This is a genomic window from Mesorhizobium sp. M0152, from assembly GCF_040322415.1.
In the GTDB taxonomy this organism is placed as follows: domain Bacteria; phylum Pseudomonadota; class Alphaproteobacteria; order Rhizobiales; family Rhizobiaceae; genus Mesorhizobium.
This window is the reverse complement of the sequence record NZ_JAMYTH010000024.1, coordinates 15234-32310: the sequence shown is the minus strand read 5'-3', so window position 1 is coordinate 32310 and position 17077 is coordinate 15234. Positions and strand designations below refer to the sequence as shown.

Sequence of the window (17077 nt, the reverse complement as noted above, 5' to 3'; positions counted from 1 at the left end):
CCAGGCACCGCTGCATGATGGCCAAAGGCCGAAACGTCAGTTCGACACCGCGCTGGTGTCGGCCAGCGTGGCGACATCTGGCGCTTCCTTGATCAGCCCCATCTGCAAGAGAAGCTCGCCGGCGGTCTTGGAAAAGTCCTGGAACTCCTTGGTGAAGAACTGCTTGTTCTCCGCCCTGTCGGCCCATTTCAGGTACTTCGCCGAATCCTCGAACTCCTTGGCCGACTGCTTCACGTCGGCGCCCATGATCTCATAGGATTTCTGCGGATCGCTCTTGATCAGGTCGAGCGCATCGAAATAACTGTCGGCAAGCGCCTTGGCGGCGTCGGGATTGGCCTTGAGGAATTCCGGCGTGCAGCCGACCGTGTCGAGAACCATCGGATAGTCGAGCGTGGTCGCCAGGATATGGCCCTGATCGGCCTTGCCGCGCACGGCCGAGATGAACGGCTCGTAGGTGACGGCGGCATCGTTCTGGCCGGCAAGGAAAGCTTGCGCCGCCGCGTCCGGTTCGAGATTGACGACTGTCACATCCTTGGTCGACATGCCGTTCTTGTTCAGCACCCAGGCCAGCATGAAATAAGGCGAAGTGCCCGGCGCCGAAGACGCGACGTTCTTGCCTTTGAGATCGGCGACGGTCTTGATGTCGTTGCGGGCGACAATGCCGTCGGCGCCATAGGATTTGTCGAGCTGGAATATCTGCTTGGTTGTGACCCCGCTGGCGTTCCACACCAGCCAGGTCTCGACGGTGGTGGCAGCGCACTGCAGATCGCCGCTGGCGATGGCGAGCGGCCGGCTCGCTTGTGGCACCTTCTTCAAGGTCACATCGAGGCCGTGCTTCTCGAAGATGCCGGCCTGCTTGGCAAGCGTTAGCGGCGCAAAGCCGGTCCAGCCGCTGATGCCGATGGTGACCGATGTTGCGGCCATGACCGGTGCGGACAAGCCGGCGGCAAGCGTCAATGTCGCGGTGAAAGCGGCGATCCTGTTCATGTCGGTTCCCCTTATTGTTTTCTTGAATGGGGAATTGTTCACAGACGCCAATCGGCTTGTCAATCAACAGCATAGTGAGGCGGACGGCAAACTGGCCGGCGACATACAAACGATCGCCGACCAGGCGCGGAAACGCAGATGCCTGAAATCCAAGGACGCCTCAGTACTCGTCGCAATAGCACTCGGCCGACGAAATGCGATCGTTCCAGTCGCTGCCGCCGAAATCACGGACCCTGCGCCTGATCTCGATCGAGCGACCTCCCCTGCGGGAATCCTCATACGCAACGAGGGTGCAGCCCCGGCGAACGAAGACCGACGACACGCGGTCGTTCCAGAACTGACCGCCGCGAAAATTGACGGCATCGTCGGCCCCCATTTCCAGCGACCGCCCGCGAAAGTTCGCGTGCTCGAACAGGACACAGGCGGGCTCATCGTTGTACTGGGCGCTGGCGCCCTCGACGCAGAGCACGGACGCGACGGCAGTGAGGATGACAAGGCGTTTCATCTGGTGTTTCCTCTGTTCGACCGCGGCGCCCTACCCCTCGCGCGGATTGCACCACTTTGCCACTGCTGCGGGCAGCGAAGCAAGCCGTGGCAACAGGAGTGGTCTAGCGGCTGTCGAACATCCAGCTGCGGTTGCGCCACATTTTCTCGCCGACCAGGCAGTCGCTGGCGGGCGTGTTCTGCGCCAGCACAACCGGCGGATGCGCAGCCTCCTCGGCCGCCCATTGCGGCGAGGCCGGGCCGGCCAGTTCCAGCACCAGTTTGCGGCGGATCGCCTCGGGAAATTGCGTCCAGTCGTTGACCGGGATCATGAAGGCGCCGGGGCCGCCAATGACGCAGTCGCTGTAATAGCGGTCGAGATCGTTGACATCGTAGGCACTGGTGAAGCCGCCTCGGGTCATCAGCGGCAGGCCGTTGATGACGATGCCTTGCTTGACCAGCCCGTCGCGGGTGAGATCGACCGGCGCGCCCTGGTTGTTGGGACCATCGCCCGAAATATCGATGACCTGCTTCGTCCCCTGGTAGCCGCTTTCGGCGAAGAGATCGCTGCCGAACTCCAGCGCGCCCGAGATCGACGTGCGCCGAGCACTGTTGGGCGGCTGCGCCGACAATTGCGCGACCACCCGCTCCGCATCGGCGCGGCTGGCGATCACCGTCCACGGCACGATGACGCGCTGCCAACTGGTGCCGGCCCACTCGACATAGGTGACGGCGATCTTGCCATAGGCGCCGTCTGCGATAGCCCGCAGCACATTGTCGTGCGTCAATGCCGCCGCATAGCCGCGACGCTGGATCTCGAGCTCGTCAGGCGACATCGACAGCGACACATCGACGGCCAGCACCAGTTCGACATCGACCGGCTCGTCCGCCTGGGCGGCCGGCGCCGAACAGAGCATCAGCGCCAGCGCGGCGGCGCCCGACAGGACATGTCTCGCACGGGAAAAAGCAGACATGACGCAACGGTAAGCGAAAACAGCCGGTCGACAAAGAGAAAAGGCCGACCAGGCGCCGGGCTTCTCATCACAATCCTGCTGCCTCAGCTACGTGGCTTGAGGTTCTCCGGGTCGTAGAGTGGCTTGTAGCCGACAGCCGCGACTTCGACAGGGTACGTCTCGCCGAAATACTCGATGGCGAGCTTGCGGCCTTCCTGGGCATAGGCCCACGGCAGGTAGGCGAGCGCTATGTTCTTGCCGATGGTCGGACCATAGGCCATCGACGTGGTGAAGGAGCGGCGGCCGAGCTCGTCGACCAGCGTCTCGCCGGTGGCGGGATCCAGCACCGGCATCGTGCCCACCGGATAGCGCGCCACGCCCTTGGAATCGGTGTTTTCGGTCATCACCAGCGTGCACAGCATAGCCGGCTGGTGCTCGCGGGCGCGGTATTCCAGATGCTTGGCCTTGCCGCAAAAGTCGTTCTCCTTGACCTTCGGACGTGCAAGATCGGCTTCGAGCAGATTGTACTCGGTCAGCAGGTCGGCGTTCTGCAGGCGCAGGCTCTTTTCCATGCGGCGGGTATTGGCATAGGTCTCGACGCCGAAGGGCATGACGCCGGTCGAACGCAACGCATCCCAGACGGCCAGGCCGTCGTCGTAGCGCATATGCAATTCCCAGCCTTGCTCGCCGACATAGGAGATGCGGAAGGCGGTGACATCCTTGCCGCCGATCCTGACCGGCTTGATCGCCGCGAACGGGAAGTTTTCGAGCGACAGCCCGTCCGGATTCTCGACAACCTTCTGCAAGGTCGCTCGTGCATTCGGACCCCAGATGCCGATGGTAACGAATTTCTCGGTCACATCCGTGATCGTGACATCAAAGCCTTTGTCCTGCGCCGTGCGGCGCATGTACTGGAAGTCGCGCGGGCCGGCGTCCGCCCCGTCGATCAAACGGCAGCGGTCGGCCATGCGGATGACCGTAAAGTCGGCGCGCACCATGCCCTCCTCGTCGAGGAAGTGGGTGTAGATGCCCTTGCCGATGTTGTTGTCGCCGCCGATCTTGGCCGCGCACAGCCATTCCAGCAACGCCACATGATCCGGACCTTCGATGTCGTACATGGCGAAATGCGACAGGTTGACGATGCCGCAATCCTCGCTCATCGCCAGGTGTTCGGCATTGGAGACGCGCCAGAAATGGCGGTTGTCCCACTCGTTCTCGCGCACCGGCACCCGGTTGGCGTATTTCTCCAGCAGGTGCTCGTTGGCGGCGTAGCCATGGGCGCGCTCCCAGCCGCCCAGTTCCATGAAATAACCGCCGAGTTCCTTCTCCCGCTCCCAGAACGGCGAGCGCCTGATGTTGCGGGCCTTGGAGAACGGCTCGCGCGGATGCACCGCCGGATTGTAGACCTTCATCGCCGTCTCGGTGCAGCGATCCCAGATGAACTGCTCCTTCGTCTGGTGCGGATAGAAGCGCGCATAGTCGATGGCGTGATGGTCGATGGCCGTGCGGCCGTCGGTCATCCAGTCGGCGATCAGCTTGCCCATGCCGGGACCGTCCTTGACCCAGATGGCGACGGCATACCAGAGCCCCCTCACCTTCTGGCTCTCACCCATGGACGGGCCGCCATCCGCAGTCACCTGCAGCAGGCCGTTGAAGGAATGGCTCTCGTTGTAGCCGAGTTCGCCCAGGATCGGCGTCAGTTCCATGGCGCGCTCCAGCGGCGCCAGGATCTGCTCCATGTCGAGGTCGCGTTGCGACGGCGAAAGCCGCGCCTGGTCCTTCTCCAGCAGATCGCGCGGATGGCAAAGGCGCGGATTGGTCTCTTCGTAATAGCCCCATTCGATCTGGCCGCCCTCGGCGGTCTTGGGGTCGCCGGTATCGCGCATATAGGCCGAGTTGCCTTGGTCTCGCAGCAGCGGCCAGCCGATCTCCTTGCCGGTGCCGGCGAACTCGTTGTAGGGGCCGAAGAAAGTCAGCGGATGGTCGATCGGCATCACCGGCAGGTCCTCGCCCACCATTTCCGCGATCAGCCGGCCCCATATGCCGGCGCAGACGACGACATAGTCGGCCTCGATCGTGCCACGGTCGGTCACCACGCCAGTGATGCGGCCGTCCTTGACCACGAGCGATCGGGCCGGCGTGTTGGCAAAGGACCGCAGTTTGCCCGAGGCTTCGGCCTGGTCGACCAACTTGCCGGCGACGGTCTGCGAGCGCGGGATGACAAGACCGGCATCGGGGTCCCACAGGCCGCCCTGCACGATCTCTTCTTCGATCAGCGGAAATTTTTCCTTGATCTCGGCCGGCTCGATCAGACGCGCTCGCGTGCCAAAAGCCTTCGCCGAGGCGATCTTGCGCTTGATCTCGTCCATGCGGCCATCATCGCCGACGCGTGCGACTTCAAGGCCGCCGATGCGCGCGTAATGGCCCATCTTCTCGTAGAAATCGATGGAATAAAGTGTCGTCCAGCACGACAGGAAATCATGGCTGGTCGTGTAGCAGAAGTCGGAAGCGTGCGCGGTCGAGCCGATATCGGTCGGAATTCCTGATTTGTCGATGCCGACAATGTCGTCCCAGCCACGCTCGATCAGATGATGAGCGATCGACGCGCCAACGATGCCGCCCAGGCCAACGATGACGACCTTCGCCTTTTTCGGAAACTCTGCCATTGCCCGCGACTCCAGATGCTATTGCGGGCAGCGTCGGCGCCCGTTTGATCGGCGCACAATATGCAGGCGGCGGACACCGCGCTACCGCCTGTTTGCGACACGCCACAGGTGCGGCGCGACCCGATATGGATCAGGAAAACGCTAAGGCGATACGTGCCAGGCTGGATAGCGAACTCATTGCCTGTCTCCAGGAATCATTTGCAAGGCGGCGCGATGCTGCCCGCGCACCAGTGTTGCCCACAGCGCCATGAACGGCGGCGCCAGCAGCAGGAAGGGCGGGATCAGGTGCGGGAAATAGATGCGCGTGTCGTGGATCGGGAAAACGGCGAACTTCGCCAGCGCGCCGAGCACCAGCGCCGCAAACAGGATGCCGGCGCGCCGGTCGAGGTGGAATCCGGCACGGGCGGCGGCAAACCAGCCGGCCAGCGCCAGCACCGATACGCCCACCCAGCTGTTCAGATTCACGGCACGAAGCAGCGATGTGGCAAATGCCCTGAGATAGGCGCTGACGGAGAATGCTGGCTCGAAGCCGTCCATATTGTAGTGCTGCTCGATGCTGGAGAACCACAGATGCGGCCACCAGCCGGGATGATGGGCCCAGTGCGAAATGGCGAAATAGGCGACGAAGGACGCGGCAAAACCGGCCAGCGCGCCCCATGCCCGCTGCCGGAACGCGACCAGCAGTACGGCGAAAACCGCAAGGAAAACAATATTGTCGGGCCGCACTATGAAGGCGAGGAAGAGGAGGATGGCCGTTACCACCTCGCGGCCGCGGACATAGGCATAGAGCCCACCGAGCAACAGCGCCGAACATAACAGATCGGGTGATGAGGCACGCGCCGCATCGCCGAAACCGGCCATGATCAGCACGGCGCCGAGCACCGGCGCCAACTCCAATGCCTTCTCCGAGCGCAGCCAAAGCAGCGTAATCGCGCCGAACAACAGCACCGAGAACACGGAGACGACCCGCATCGCCTCGACCGGCGACATCACCGAACTCATCGTCGACAGGATCTCGGCATAGAGGAACTTGATCCGGTACATGCCGAGCAGCGAATGGAAATCGGCGGCGTTTTCCGTCATGTGGCTGCGGTAGCCACCGCCATCGTCGGTCAGCGTCTTGTAGTCGCTGGCGGAAACGCCTGATTTGACGGTGTTGTAAGCATAGTCGTGCAGCGCCTGCGCATCGGGATAGGTGCCTTCCTCGGCAATGGCGAGATAAGGCAGCATGTCCCAGTTGGCGTCAGGCATTACCCACGCTGTGAACGCCGTCAACAGAATGTAGAGCGCGAAGGTGGCCGCGCCGATCGGAGCCGCCAACCGCGCGTAAGTTCCCTCGCCCCACGCCAGACCGGCCTCGGTGAGCCGGTCGAGTTGGTTTTTCGCTAGGGGAGACTTGGTCAGCATGGTCTTGCTCAGCGACCTTCGCCTAACGGACTTGGCTTTTGACGAAATCCTTCACGATCGACACGATGCCGCGCGACAAGAGGCTGTCGAAAGCATCGACGAACTGGTCGACATGCTCGCGCTGGCAGATCAACGGCGGCTCGAGCCGGATGACGTTGCGATTGTATTCGGTGAAAGCGACGAGCACGTCGTAGTCGCGCAGCAACAGCGCGCCGACGAAGCCCGACAGCGAGCCTTTCAGCTTGTCGTCGAGCACGCTGACGATCGGGCGCAATACCATCGGCAAGGTCTGCGAGAAATCATGAAACTCCAGGCCGACCATAAAACCCTTGCCGCGCACATCCTTGATGATCTTGGGGTATTTGTCCTTGAGCGCCTGCAGCCGCTGCAGCAGATAGTCACCTGTGACGGCGGCGTTGTCGATCAGCCCTTCGTCATAGAGCACATTGAGCGCCTCGATGGAGGTGACGCAGGCCTCGCCCATGCCGCCGAACGTCGCCATGGCGTGGATCATCGCCGTCTTGGGCGTGCCATAGGCCTTCATGTAGATTTCGCGGCGAGCTATCATCGCGCCGACCGCGGCCTTGCCGCCGCCGAGCGACTTGGCCAGCGCCGTCACATCGGGAACGACGCCATAATGTTCGAAGGCATAAAAGCGGCCGGAGCGGCCATAGCCGCATTGCACTTCGTCGGCCACCCACAACACGCCATACTGGTCGCATAGCGCCCGCAGCTTCTGCCAGTATTGCGCCTCAGCCTGGATGATGCCGCCGCCGCCCTGGATGGTTTCCAGCACGATGACGCCGACCTCCGGGTCGGAGCGGAACAAGCGCTCGACCGCCTCGATGTCGGCAAAGGGGATACGGACCGTATTCTCGGCCACCTTGAAGTCGGCGCGATAGAGCTGGCCGTCGGTGATGCCCAGCACGCCCTTGGTTTTGCCGTGGAAGGATTTCTCGGCATAGACGATTTTCGGGCGCTTTGGGCCTGCGGCGCGTTCGGCAAGTTTCACCGCCGCTTCCATCGCCTCCGAGCCGGACGAGCCCAGGAACACCATGTCGAGATCGCCCGGCGAGCACTTTGCGATGTTGTGCGCCAGCGCTGCCGCATATTGAGACATGAAAGCGATGGCGATTTCCTGGCGTTTCTCCTCCTGGAACTTTTTCCGAACTTCCAGAATACGCGGATGGTTGTGGCCGAAGGCCAGTGACCCGAAGCCGCCGAAGAAATCGAGGATCTTGCGGCCGTTCTGGTCGATGTAGAACATGCCCTCGGCGCGCTCGATCTTGATCTTGTGGAAGCCGAGCAGCTTCATGAAATGCAGCTGGCCGGGATTGAGATGCGCCTTGAACAGGTCGGTCATCCCAGCGACGTCCATTGCCTTGGCCTGCTCGACGCTGATCAGGTCGGGCTTGGCGACGGCGACGGGCGACAGCCCCGGTGCGCTGACCATGGTGCGCGCATTGGTCTGGTCGGGCTTGGTCATGACGGTCATTTCAATCTCCTGTCTGTGCACACGACCAGCATCGCGCGCAGCGAAAACTGTTCGGCGAGCCCGCTATTCGGCAGGCACATGTTTGGTAGCGACGGCGTGGCCGGCCTTCTTGGCCCGGTACTCGCTGTAGGCGGCGATCAGCATGTCCTCGTCGCGATATTGCGGCACCCAGCCGAGCTGACGCTCGGCCTTGGACACGTCGAGCACACACTCCTCGTCTGCAATCAGATATTGTTCCGGATCCATGATCGGCATGTTCATGAGGTCGAGCAGGTCGAGCGTGCGCTTGACCGCCCAGCCCGGCGTCGGCAGCAGGATCGATCTCGATCCGGCATGCCTGATCAGATCGCCGAGTAATTTCCTGACCGGCGGCGGATTGAGCGAGCCCAGATTGTAGGCCTCGTTCGGAACCCCTGCCTTCCAGGCAGCGCGTGCGGCCTCCGCGCAATCGAACACCGAGATGAACTGATAGGGATTCTTGCCCGAACCGATCATCGGCACGGGAAAATTCCAGTCGATCAGCTTGAACAGTTTTTCCAGGATGCCGAGCCGGCCGGGGCCGATGATCAGGCGCGGGCGAAACAGCGAGATCGACATGCCGTGCTTGCGCCATTCGGCAGCCAGCTGCTCGGTCTTCTGCTTCGACCAGCCATATTCGCCAAGCGGCGCAACCGGGTGGTCCTCGGTCATTGGCTGGGTGACCGTGTGGCCGTAGATCATGTCGGTCGTATAGTGGACGAGCTTGGCTGCGCCGGCTCTGTCCATCGCCTGCATGATGTGCTCGGTGCCGTGGAAATTCACCGGAAAGAAAAAATCGTGCCGCTTGGCGCGCACCTGGAGCGGCGACAGCATCTTGGCCGACAGATTGTAGACCATGTCGCCGGCCTTAAGTCCGACGGCAGCGACCGAGGCCGGATCCGTCACGTCGCACTTGATAAAACGCGCGTTGCGGTAATGCGACAGCTCGCTTTTCACGACGTCGGCAACGACGACCTCTTCACCATCGGCCACAAGTTTTGGGGCAAGGTGGCGGCCGACGAAGCCGTCGCCGCCGAAAATCACATGTCTCATCGAATGATCTCGTTTGCTTGGATCCTGTCGTGCGTGATGGAAGCGGTCTGGTCCTCATGGCCGCGGCCGCTCTGCGCGATCAGCACCGTGCCGACGCAGATGCAGGCGATGCCGGCGATGCGCCAGCCATTGAGGTCCTCGCGGAAGACGAAATAGGCGAAGATGGCGACAGCGACATAGGCGAGGCTGAGGAACGGATAGGCGAAGGAAAGCTCGACCTTTGACAGCACGTAGAGATGCGAAGCCATGGAGATGACGAAGGTGCAGAGGCCCAGGAATACCCATGGGCTGAAGACGATCTGCAACAGCTTGACCAGGGGATTGACACCCTCGAACGAGATCGGCCCGAGCGACATCATGCCTTGCTTCAGCATGAGCTGCGCGGCAGCATTGGTCATGACCGTAAAGAGAATGAAGACGATGTATTTCATGTCGGCCCACTCACCGTGACATCAAGTAATACAAATCCGAAAAGACTTCGTGAACTCACAAGAGGGTTCTGAGTAAATCTCGCCCTTAAGAATTCGCTAACCACGATCCATTCCAGATTTATCTATTCGGCGGCCTCGACGCCGCACCGCAGCGGGTCGATCCTCCTGGCCGTTCGCGCCCAGAAGTCCGACATGAAGACGGGGTCGCGCAGCGCTTCCAGCTTCGGCCACTCCGGAAAGGAGGCGGCGAAGGTCGCGGCAGCCATGCGCGCGTCCTTGTAGGGGTTGACCGCGCCGCCGGCCTCGACCGTGATGCGGTCGAGTTCCGCAAGCAGCGCAAGCGTCGCGGGCCCCCTGTTGGGGAAATCCAGCGTCAGCGTATAGCCCGGCCGTGGGAACGACAGCAGCGCGGGCGAGCGGACCTCGCCGAAGCGTTTCAGCACGGTGAGGAAGGAGCCTTGCCTGGCGCGCCTTGCCGCCGCGAGCAGGTCCGGCACGATCGCGCGTGCGACGTCTTCCGGCACCACGCTTTGATGCTGGAACAGCCCACTGGGGCCATAAAGTCGGTTCCAGTCGCTCACGCCGTCGAGCGGAAAGAAGAAACCTTGATAGCCGATCTGGCGCGGCGCGGTGACCCGGCGCTTCTTCCACCGGTAGGCCGCGTTGAAAGCAGTCAGGAACGGCCGGTTGAGCACGTTGAACGGCGGCTGGAACGGCACCGAGAAATTGCCGCCGGCGCGCGAAGCTTTGTGCGAGCCATGCTCGGCATGGTTGCCGGTGAACAGCAGCCCCCGCCCGCTGTGGCGGCCGCTGGCGAGCTGATCGATCCAGGCAACGGCGTATTCATTGGCCTGGTCGGCCGCTTCTGCCAGGCCGAAGAATTCGCTGAGATCGCGAAACGGCGTCGCTTTCTCGACGATGTCGAGCGAATGCACCCGCATCAACCGGATCGAAGCCGACAGGATCAGGCCTGTCAGCCCCATGCCGCCGATCGTCGCCCGAAACAGGCGCGGGTTATCGACGGCCGAGCAATGATAGGTGCGTCCATCGGACCGCAGCAGCGTAAAACCTTCCACATGGCAGCCAAACGTGCCGCGCCGGTGGTGGTTCTTGCCATGAACGTCGTTGGCGATAGCGCCGCCGAGCGTGACGAACTGCGTGCCCGGAACAACGGCCGGGAAAAAACCGTAAGGCGCGGCATGAGCGATGACGTCCAACAGCAGCACGCCCGCATCTGCTTCGAGAACGCCGGTCTCGGCATTGAAAGCTCTGATACGATTCAGGGACCGCATGTCGACGACGGCGCCGGTGTGGTTCTGGCAGGAATCGCCGTAGGAGCGGCCGTTTCCATAAGCGAGCAACGACCCGTCCCGCGCCTTGCCGCCCTTCAGCAGCGCAATGCCGTCGGCGGCACCGATCGCGAGCGGCGCGGGCGGTGTGGCGAGACCGAAGCTTTGAAAGAGCGCCCCAGCCATGCCTACCAGCCCCCGATGAACAGCAGAACAGCACCGATCAGCACCACGATCTGGCTGCGCCAGTCTCGGATGATAAAGACGACCGGGTCGTCGTGCATCTCGTCGCGACGCGCCAGGATCCAGACGCGCATGGTGAGATAGAGCACGATCGGCGGCAGCGGCCAGATCAGCCACGGATGCGGATAGAGCTCGCGCACCGCGACGCTGTCCATGTAAAGCGCCAGCACCAGCGCCGAGGAGAAGGCCGAGGCCATGCCGGCCTGGGCGACGATCTCCTGGTCCTCGGTGCGATAGCCGCGGCCGGCGATGCGCTCGCCGACCGCGATGGCGGTAGTCCGCAATTCGACAAAGCGCTTCACCAGCGCCAGCGACAGGAAGAAGAAAATCGAAAAGGCAAGCAACCAGAACGAGACGTCGACGCCGGTCGCGGCCGCGCCCGCCAGGACGCGAATCGTGTAGAGGCCGGCAAGAGTCAGCACGTCGACCAGGAGCATGCGCTTGAACGACAACGAATAGGCCGTGGCGACGACCATGTAACCGGCGAGCACGGCCAGGAATTCGAGCGACAGAAAGAGACCGATGCCGACGCCGATCGCCAGCAGCACCGCGATCGCGCCAAGGCCGAACGGGATCGATAGCGCGCCGCTGGCGAACGGCCTGTTGCGCTTGGTGAGGTGCTTGCGATCGAGCGCCAGATCGAAGAAATCGTTGAGGATATAGATGGCCGACGCCACTGCGCTGAACGAGACGAACGCCAGCAGACACTGCCAGATCATGTCGGTGTTGAAATATTCGTGCGAGAGTACCATCGGCACGGCGATCAGCGAGTTTTTCAGCCACTGATGGACGCGCAGCATCTTGACGATGGTTTTGACGGTCGGCTTCGGCGCCGGCATGGTTTCGGCGTTGCGCGATGCCTGCCAGCGCGCGGCGTGACGGTCGGGCGCCACGACGATTGCATTGCGCGCGGCGTCGAACACCTGGAGGTCATGGCGGCTGTTGCCGGCGTAATCGAAGCCGCCGTCGCCAAAGGCGGTGATCAGCGAGGCGCGCTTCTTGCCCGAGGTGAGATTGTCGAGCCCGTCGGTGGCCATCACCCGGTCGAAAATGCCGAGATGGGCGGCGATGGCTTCGGCGAACTTGCGCGGCGTGCCGGTCGCCAGCACGATCTTGCGGCCCTCGGCGCGTTCGGTGCGCAAGCGGTCGAGCAGCGGTTCGCGATAAGGCAGCGAGGCAGGATCGATGTCTACGCGCTGCGCGATTGCCTGCTTCAGCCGGGCCGGTCCGCCGGCGGCCCAGAAGGGCACGAGGAAGATATAGAGCGGGTTCTTCTTGAGAAGAATGAACAGCCCTTCCCACAACAGGTCGGTCGCGATCAGCGTGCCATCGAGATCGACCGCGAGCGGTATTGCGTTGCTGTCCGACCGCGCATCCATGCCCGTCCTGCCCTGCCGCCATATGACCCAGAAAGCCGGAGTCTCGCCGCGCCGTTCTCGACGTCTTGACGCTGGTATAGCGGGGGTTGGCGTAGCGAACGTTAAAACGCACGGTTGCAGGCAGCTGATGTCGGTATTTCCGGCGTCAATGTTAAGCAACCGCTACCGGAAACGATAAAAGGCCGGACAAACTATCCGGCCTTTCCAGAATATGCCGCTGAAATTACTTGATGCGCGCAGCGCCGCCCGAGATCTCGATCGTTTCCGAGCCGGTCAGGGCTTCGAGGTCACCATTGGGCAAGGTGACGAAGCAGCCATTCTGGCAGAATTCGACGGTTTCGCCGGCAGCCAACGCGAGTTCGGTCTTGCTGCCGCCCTCCGTCACGACCAGCGTGCGGGTCTCGGCGTCCTTGTTGACCGCGCTGGCGGCATGGACCGAGCCGCTCACGGCGAGCAAGGCGACGGCAGCGACGAGAGACTTCCACATGTTGCGATATCGGTGTTCCCACCGCCTCTGTTGCATTCGCAAGGCATTCTCGCCTTTGCTTGGAAGCTTATATGAGATGGAAGCTGAACAGCAACTGAATGCCGCATCATGCCGCAATTGGGTTTGCGCGGTTTGAGCTCCACGATTAGTCAGGATCGGGCTTCTTGGATTTGCGGGGCTTGACCAGCAGTTTCGCCTCGGCCGCGGCCACCTTTGCCTGTTCCTGTTCGGCGAAGTCAGCCTCGATCTTGTCATCGTCGGTTGGCCAGGCCTTGGGCTTCTTGACTTCAACGACGGCACGCGGCGTCGAGGGTATCTCGATGTGCTCGTTGTTGAAGGTTTCGAGAATGGTGAAGCGGATATCGTTCTGCACGATGTTGCCGTTCGTCACATCGGCCAGGAACACGCGGACCTCGAATTCGAGCGCGGCAGCCCCGAAATTGGCAAACAGCACGAAAGGCTCGGGGTTCTTCAGCACCAGCGGGTGGCTGCGCGCGATTTCCAGCAGAGTGGCATGCACCTGCTTCACGTCGCTGCCATAGGCGACGCCGACCTTCAGGTCGATGCGCCCGAGCTTGTTGCGGTGCGTCCAGTTGCCGACGGCATTGTTGATCAGGTTCGAATTGGGCAGGATTACCGATTGCCGCTGGAAAGTCTCGATCTCGGTGGCCCGCACGCTGATCTTCTTGACCGTGCCGCTGATGTCGCCGGCGACGATCCAGTCGCCGACCTTGAACGGCCGCTCGGCCAAGAGGATCAGGCCCGAGACGAAATTTGACACCACATTCTGCAGGCCAAAGCCGATACCGAGGGAAAGGGCGCCGGCGACCAGCGCCAGGCTGGAGAGGTCGATGCCGGCGGCCGAGATGCCGACGAGCGCCGCCAATGCCACGCCGGCATAGCCGATCGCCAGCCGTATCGAATTGCGCACCCCCGTATCCACCTTGCCGCGCGCCATCACCGAGCCGTCGAGCCAGCCTTGGAACCAGCGCGTCAGGAAATAGCCGATGATGAAGACGACGATGCCCGAAAGGATGCCGGTGACCGAAATGGTCACAGAGCCGACAGTGATTCCGGTTGCCAGTCTGTAGGCCCAGGCCTGGATGTCGCCCAGCTGGAAGCCCCACATCAAAAGGATCAGCGGCAGGAAGACCAGCACGATCATCACGTTGATGGCGACGCTGACGACAAGGCCGAGCTGGTCGAGTGCCGTGTCCTCATAGCTGGAATTGGCTGACAGCCAGCGACCGACGGATGTGTTGGCGAAAGCACCCTCCTCGCCGATCGCCTGCGCCGAGAGGAAGCCGATATAGGCGGTGACAAGGACGGTGCCGGTGACGACAACCTGGAGCGAGACGAAAAGGGCGAGGCCGATATAGCCGAGCAGCGCCGCGATGATGGTGAAGAAACCGAGCGCAAGCGATGTATAGCGCAGCCATGCCGGCCATGGCCGCCAGCTTCCGTCATGCGCCTTGAACGGCCTCAGCATCGCCATCAGGATCAGGATGACGCCAACGATGATGGTGGCGACGAAACTGCGGGCGATGGTCAGCGACAGGGGCGATCCCATCTTGTCGTTGATTATCGACAGGAAGGTGTTGACGCTGATGACGACGGCCATGGCGGTGGCCAGGCGCACCAGCCATCGCGCCGGCCCGGTCTCGACTGGGATCAGGCGCCAGTTCGGCAGCCGCGGCGACAACGCCGCATTGGTCAGCCGGTTGACGCAGAACACCACGCCGATGACGGTCGCCAGCGCATTGAGGAAGAAGCCAATATCGCCGCGCAACACATTGTAATAATTGAAGAAGAAGATCGTCGAGCCAAGAAACGCACCAACCGCCAGCGTCGGCAGCAAGGTCGACCAGAAGGCCACCGAGAGGCGGCTGAGATAAGACGGGTCCTCGTTGGTGGGGTCAGGTTCGAACACTCGTCCGAACAGCCGTCTGCCGCCGACCAGCAGCACGAGGGCCAGGCCAAGCGCCACGAAGGTCGCCGCCAGGATCGCCTGGAACTTGAATTTAAACGCGAAGCTCAGCCAGGACGACACCGCCTTGTAGAAATTGTCGAACTCGTCCTTGGCATCGGAGAAAACCTGCGGGCTCAGTGCATCGGAAAGCACGTAACGCTTGGTGAGCAGATTACGGAACAACTCGCTGCGCATGTTGCCGATCTTGTCGATCAGCCCGCTGATACGGATCGACAAGGTCTGGGCTTGCGCGATGACCGCGTTGATTTCCGCCTTCTCCGACGCCAGCGCCTGGCGTTCGCCGCTGACGATATCGGGCTCCGGCGGCTGGCCGGCGGCGGGCGCGGCGCCAAGCTGTTCGAGTCGGGCGTTGATCTCGCCGAGGCGGGAACGAAAGGCCAATGCGCTGTTCAGCGCCTTGTGCGACAATTCCTCGAGTTGCAGGCGGATATCGACCAGGTCGCTGTCATCCTCACCGTCCTGCTGGATCTTCTTGTCGAGATTGTCCGTCTTTGTCGTCAGATCCTGCAGGATCTTCTGCTGGTCGGCCACCAGTCCGGCAGGGGCCTGGCCGAGCCCTTGCGCAGCCGCGTCGAACGACAGCGGCGCCGAAACGACGAGCGTGATGATCAGGATGAGGCGAAGCAATCGGAAAAGCATGATTTGTTGACGACTCACGGGCGGCAAAGGCGTTGAAGAGCCTGTCCTTGATAAAGACGGCCATATCATGGGGCAAGCCGTCGCATCCTACCGCCGATATCATCCCATCGCTGGCCCTCCTCTGATCCCCGACAAAGGCGTCGGCCAGTCGAAAGGCGATGGCGCAATATTGGCTTTGCGGCTGCGGCCTGCTCTATAGTCTGCCGCATCGCCCGAACCGGATGACAATGATGGCAGAGTACTCGGCCTTTTCGCTGCTTGCGAACGCGCTCAAGGGAAACAAGGACTGGAAGCCGGCCTGGCGCAAGCCTGACCCCAAGGCTTCCTATGATGTCATCATCATCGGCGGCGGCGGCCACGGGCTGGCGACCGCTTACTATCTCGCAAAGGAACACGGCATCACCAATGTCGCCGTGCTGGAAAAGGGCTGGCTCGGCTCCGGCAATGTCGGCCGCAACACGACAGCCGTACGCTCGAACTACCTGCTGCCGGCGAACACCCGCTTCTACGAACATTCGATGAAACTGTGGGAGAACCTCTCGCACGAGCTCAACTACAACGTCATGTTCTCGCAGCGCGGCTGCCTGAACCTGGCGCACACGCCAGCCCAGTTCGACGACTATGCAAGGCGCGGCAACGCCATGCGCCATCTCGGCGTCGACGCCGAGCTGATGACGCCGGCCGAGATCAAGCGCCTGATCCCGGCGCTCGACATCTCCGACAGCGCTCGCTTCCCGGTGGTTGGCGGCCTGATGCAGCGCCGCGCCGGAACCGCCCGCCACGACGCGGTGGCCTGGGGCTATGCGCGCGGCGCCGACCGTCGCGGCGTCGACATCATCGAGAATTGCGAGGTCACAGGCTTCCTGCGCGACGGCGACCGCATATCGGGCGTCACCACCTCGCGCGGCGACGTCCGCGCCAGGAAGGTGGCGGTCGCGGTGGCCGGCAGCACCGGACGCGTCATGCAACTGGCCGGCGTCGAAACGATGCCGATCGAGAGCCATGTCTTGCAGGCCTTCGTCACCGAATCGCTAAAACCCTTCATCGACACCGTCGTGACCTTCGGCATGGGGCATTTCTATATGTCGCAGTCCGACAAGGGCGGCCTCGTCTATGGCGGCGACATCGACGGCTACAACAGCTATGCCCAGCGCGGCAATCTACCCATCGTCGACGAGGTGATGAGCGAGATGCTGGCACTGTTTCCGGGGCTTGCCCGCGTGCGCATGCTGCGCTCCTGGGGCGGCGTCTGCGACATGTCGATGGATGGTTCGCCGATCATCACCACCGGTCCCCTGCCCGGCATGTATCTCAATTGCGGCTGGTGCTATGGCGGCTTCAAGGCGACGCCGGCCTCCGGCTGGTGCTTTGCCTGGACCATCGCCAAGGATCAGCCGCACGATTTCAACGCCCCCTTCACGCTCGACCGCTTCCACCGCGGCCTGGTGATCGACGACAAGGGCCAGGGCGCCACCCCGAGGCTTCATTAGCCATGATCCGGAACCGAAGGGCCGCATCGGCGAAGACTGGAAGCCGGTTCCCAGACAAGTTCATGGT

Annotated in this window: 13 protein-coding genes; 1 reads left to right on the top strand and 12 read right to left on the bottom strand. The window is 62.5% G+C overall.

Going from position 1 to position 17077, the window contains the following annotated elements; all coding sequences use genetic code 11:
- Positions 1 to 36: 36 nt before the first annotated feature.
- The 12 genes from NKJ26_RS22290 to NKJ26_RS22235 form a co-directional block, all read right to left on the bottom strand.
- A complete protein-coding gene (locus NKJ26_RS22290) occupies positions 37 to 987 on the bottom strand; it encodes an ABC transporter substrate-binding protein (RefSeq protein WP_027026044.1) in 951 nt (316 codons plus the stop codon).
- A gap of 160 nt (positions 988 to 1147) precedes the next feature.
- Positions 1148 to 1492 (bottom strand): peptidase inhibitor family I36 protein, encoded by a 345-nt coding sequence (locus NKJ26_RS22285; RefSeq protein ID WP_352597938.1) that lies wholly within the window; start codon positions 1490 to 1492, stop codon positions 1148 to 1150.
- A 103-nt stretch (positions 1493 to 1595) separates the two neighbouring features.
- Entirely contained in the window at positions 1596 to 2444 is an 849-nt protein-coding gene (locus NKJ26_RS22280) for a DUF1194 domain-containing protein (protein WP_352697147.1), read from the bottom strand.
- 83 nt (positions 2445 to 2527) lie between these two features.
- The gene (locus tag NKJ26_RS22275) at positions 2528 to 5089 is read right to left on the bottom strand and encodes a GcvT family protein (RefSeq protein ID WP_352697145.1); all 2562 of its coding nucleotides are present in this window, start codon (positions 5087 to 5089) and stop codon (positions 2528 to 2530) included.
- A 174-nt stretch (positions 5090 to 5263) separates the two neighbouring features.
- Positions 5264 to 6496 carry a hypothetical protein gene (locus tag NKJ26_RS22270; RefSeq protein WP_352697143.1) on the bottom strand — a complete coding sequence of 411 codons (1233 nt, stop codon included), beginning with the start codon at positions 6494 to 6496 and terminating at the stop codon, positions 5264 to 5266.
- A gap of 22 nt (positions 6497 to 6518) precedes the next feature.
- The gene (locus NKJ26_RS22265) at positions 6519 to 7949 is read right to left on the bottom strand and encodes an aspartate aminotransferase family protein (protein WP_352697226.1); all 1431 of its coding nucleotides are present in this window, start codon (positions 7947 to 7949) and stop codon (positions 6519 to 6521) included.
- Between the two features lie 105 nt (positions 7950 to 8054).
- Positions 8055 to 9062: an NAD-dependent epimerase/dehydratase family protein gene (locus tag NKJ26_RS22260; RefSeq protein WP_352697141.1), complete on the bottom strand. Its 1008-nt coding sequence runs from the start codon at positions 9060 to 9062 to the stop codon at positions 8055 to 8057.
- Positions 9059 to 9493: an EamA family transporter gene (locus NKJ26_RS22255; RefSeq protein WP_352697139.1), complete on the bottom strand. Its 435-nt coding sequence runs from the start codon at positions 9491 to 9493 to the stop codon at positions 9059 to 9061. Before NKJ26_RS22255 ends, NKJ26_RS22260 begins: the two co-directional genes overlap by 4 nt.
- 122 nt (positions 9494 to 9615) lie before the next feature.
- Complete coding sequence (locus NKJ26_RS22250; RefSeq protein WP_352697137.1) at positions 9616 to 10968, bottom strand: FAD-binding oxidoreductase; 1353 nt, start codon at positions 10966 to 10968, stop codon at positions 9616 to 9618.
- Positions 10969 to 10970: 2 nt separating this feature from the next.
- Positions 10971 to 12404 carry a UbiA family prenyltransferase gene (locus NKJ26_RS22245; protein WP_352697135.1) on the bottom strand — a complete coding sequence of 478 codons (1434 nt, stop codon included), beginning with the start codon at positions 12402 to 12404 and terminating at the stop codon, positions 10971 to 10973.
- A gap of 223 nt (positions 12405 to 12627) precedes the next feature.
- Positions 12628 to 12891, bottom strand: coding sequence for a hypothetical protein (locus NKJ26_RS22240; RefSeq protein ID WP_352597931.1), 264 nt, complete (start codon positions 12889 to 12891; stop codon positions 12628 to 12630).
- Between the two features lie 145 nt (positions 12892 to 13036).
- Positions 13037 to 15520 carry a mechanosensitive ion channel family protein gene (locus NKJ26_RS22235; protein WP_352697133.1) on the bottom strand — a complete coding sequence of 828 codons (2484 nt, stop codon included), beginning with the start codon at positions 15518 to 15520 and terminating at the stop codon, positions 13037 to 13039.
- Between the two features lie 230 nt (positions 15521 to 15750).
- On the opposite strand from NKJ26_RS22235, the gene NKJ26_RS22230 reads away from it, so the two are divergent.
- A complete protein-coding gene (locus NKJ26_RS22230) occupies positions 15751 to 17010 on the top strand; it encodes a sarcosine oxidase subunit beta (RefSeq protein ID WP_352697131.1) in 1260 nt (419 codons plus the stop codon).
- Positions 17011 to 17077: the final 67 nt, after the last annotated feature.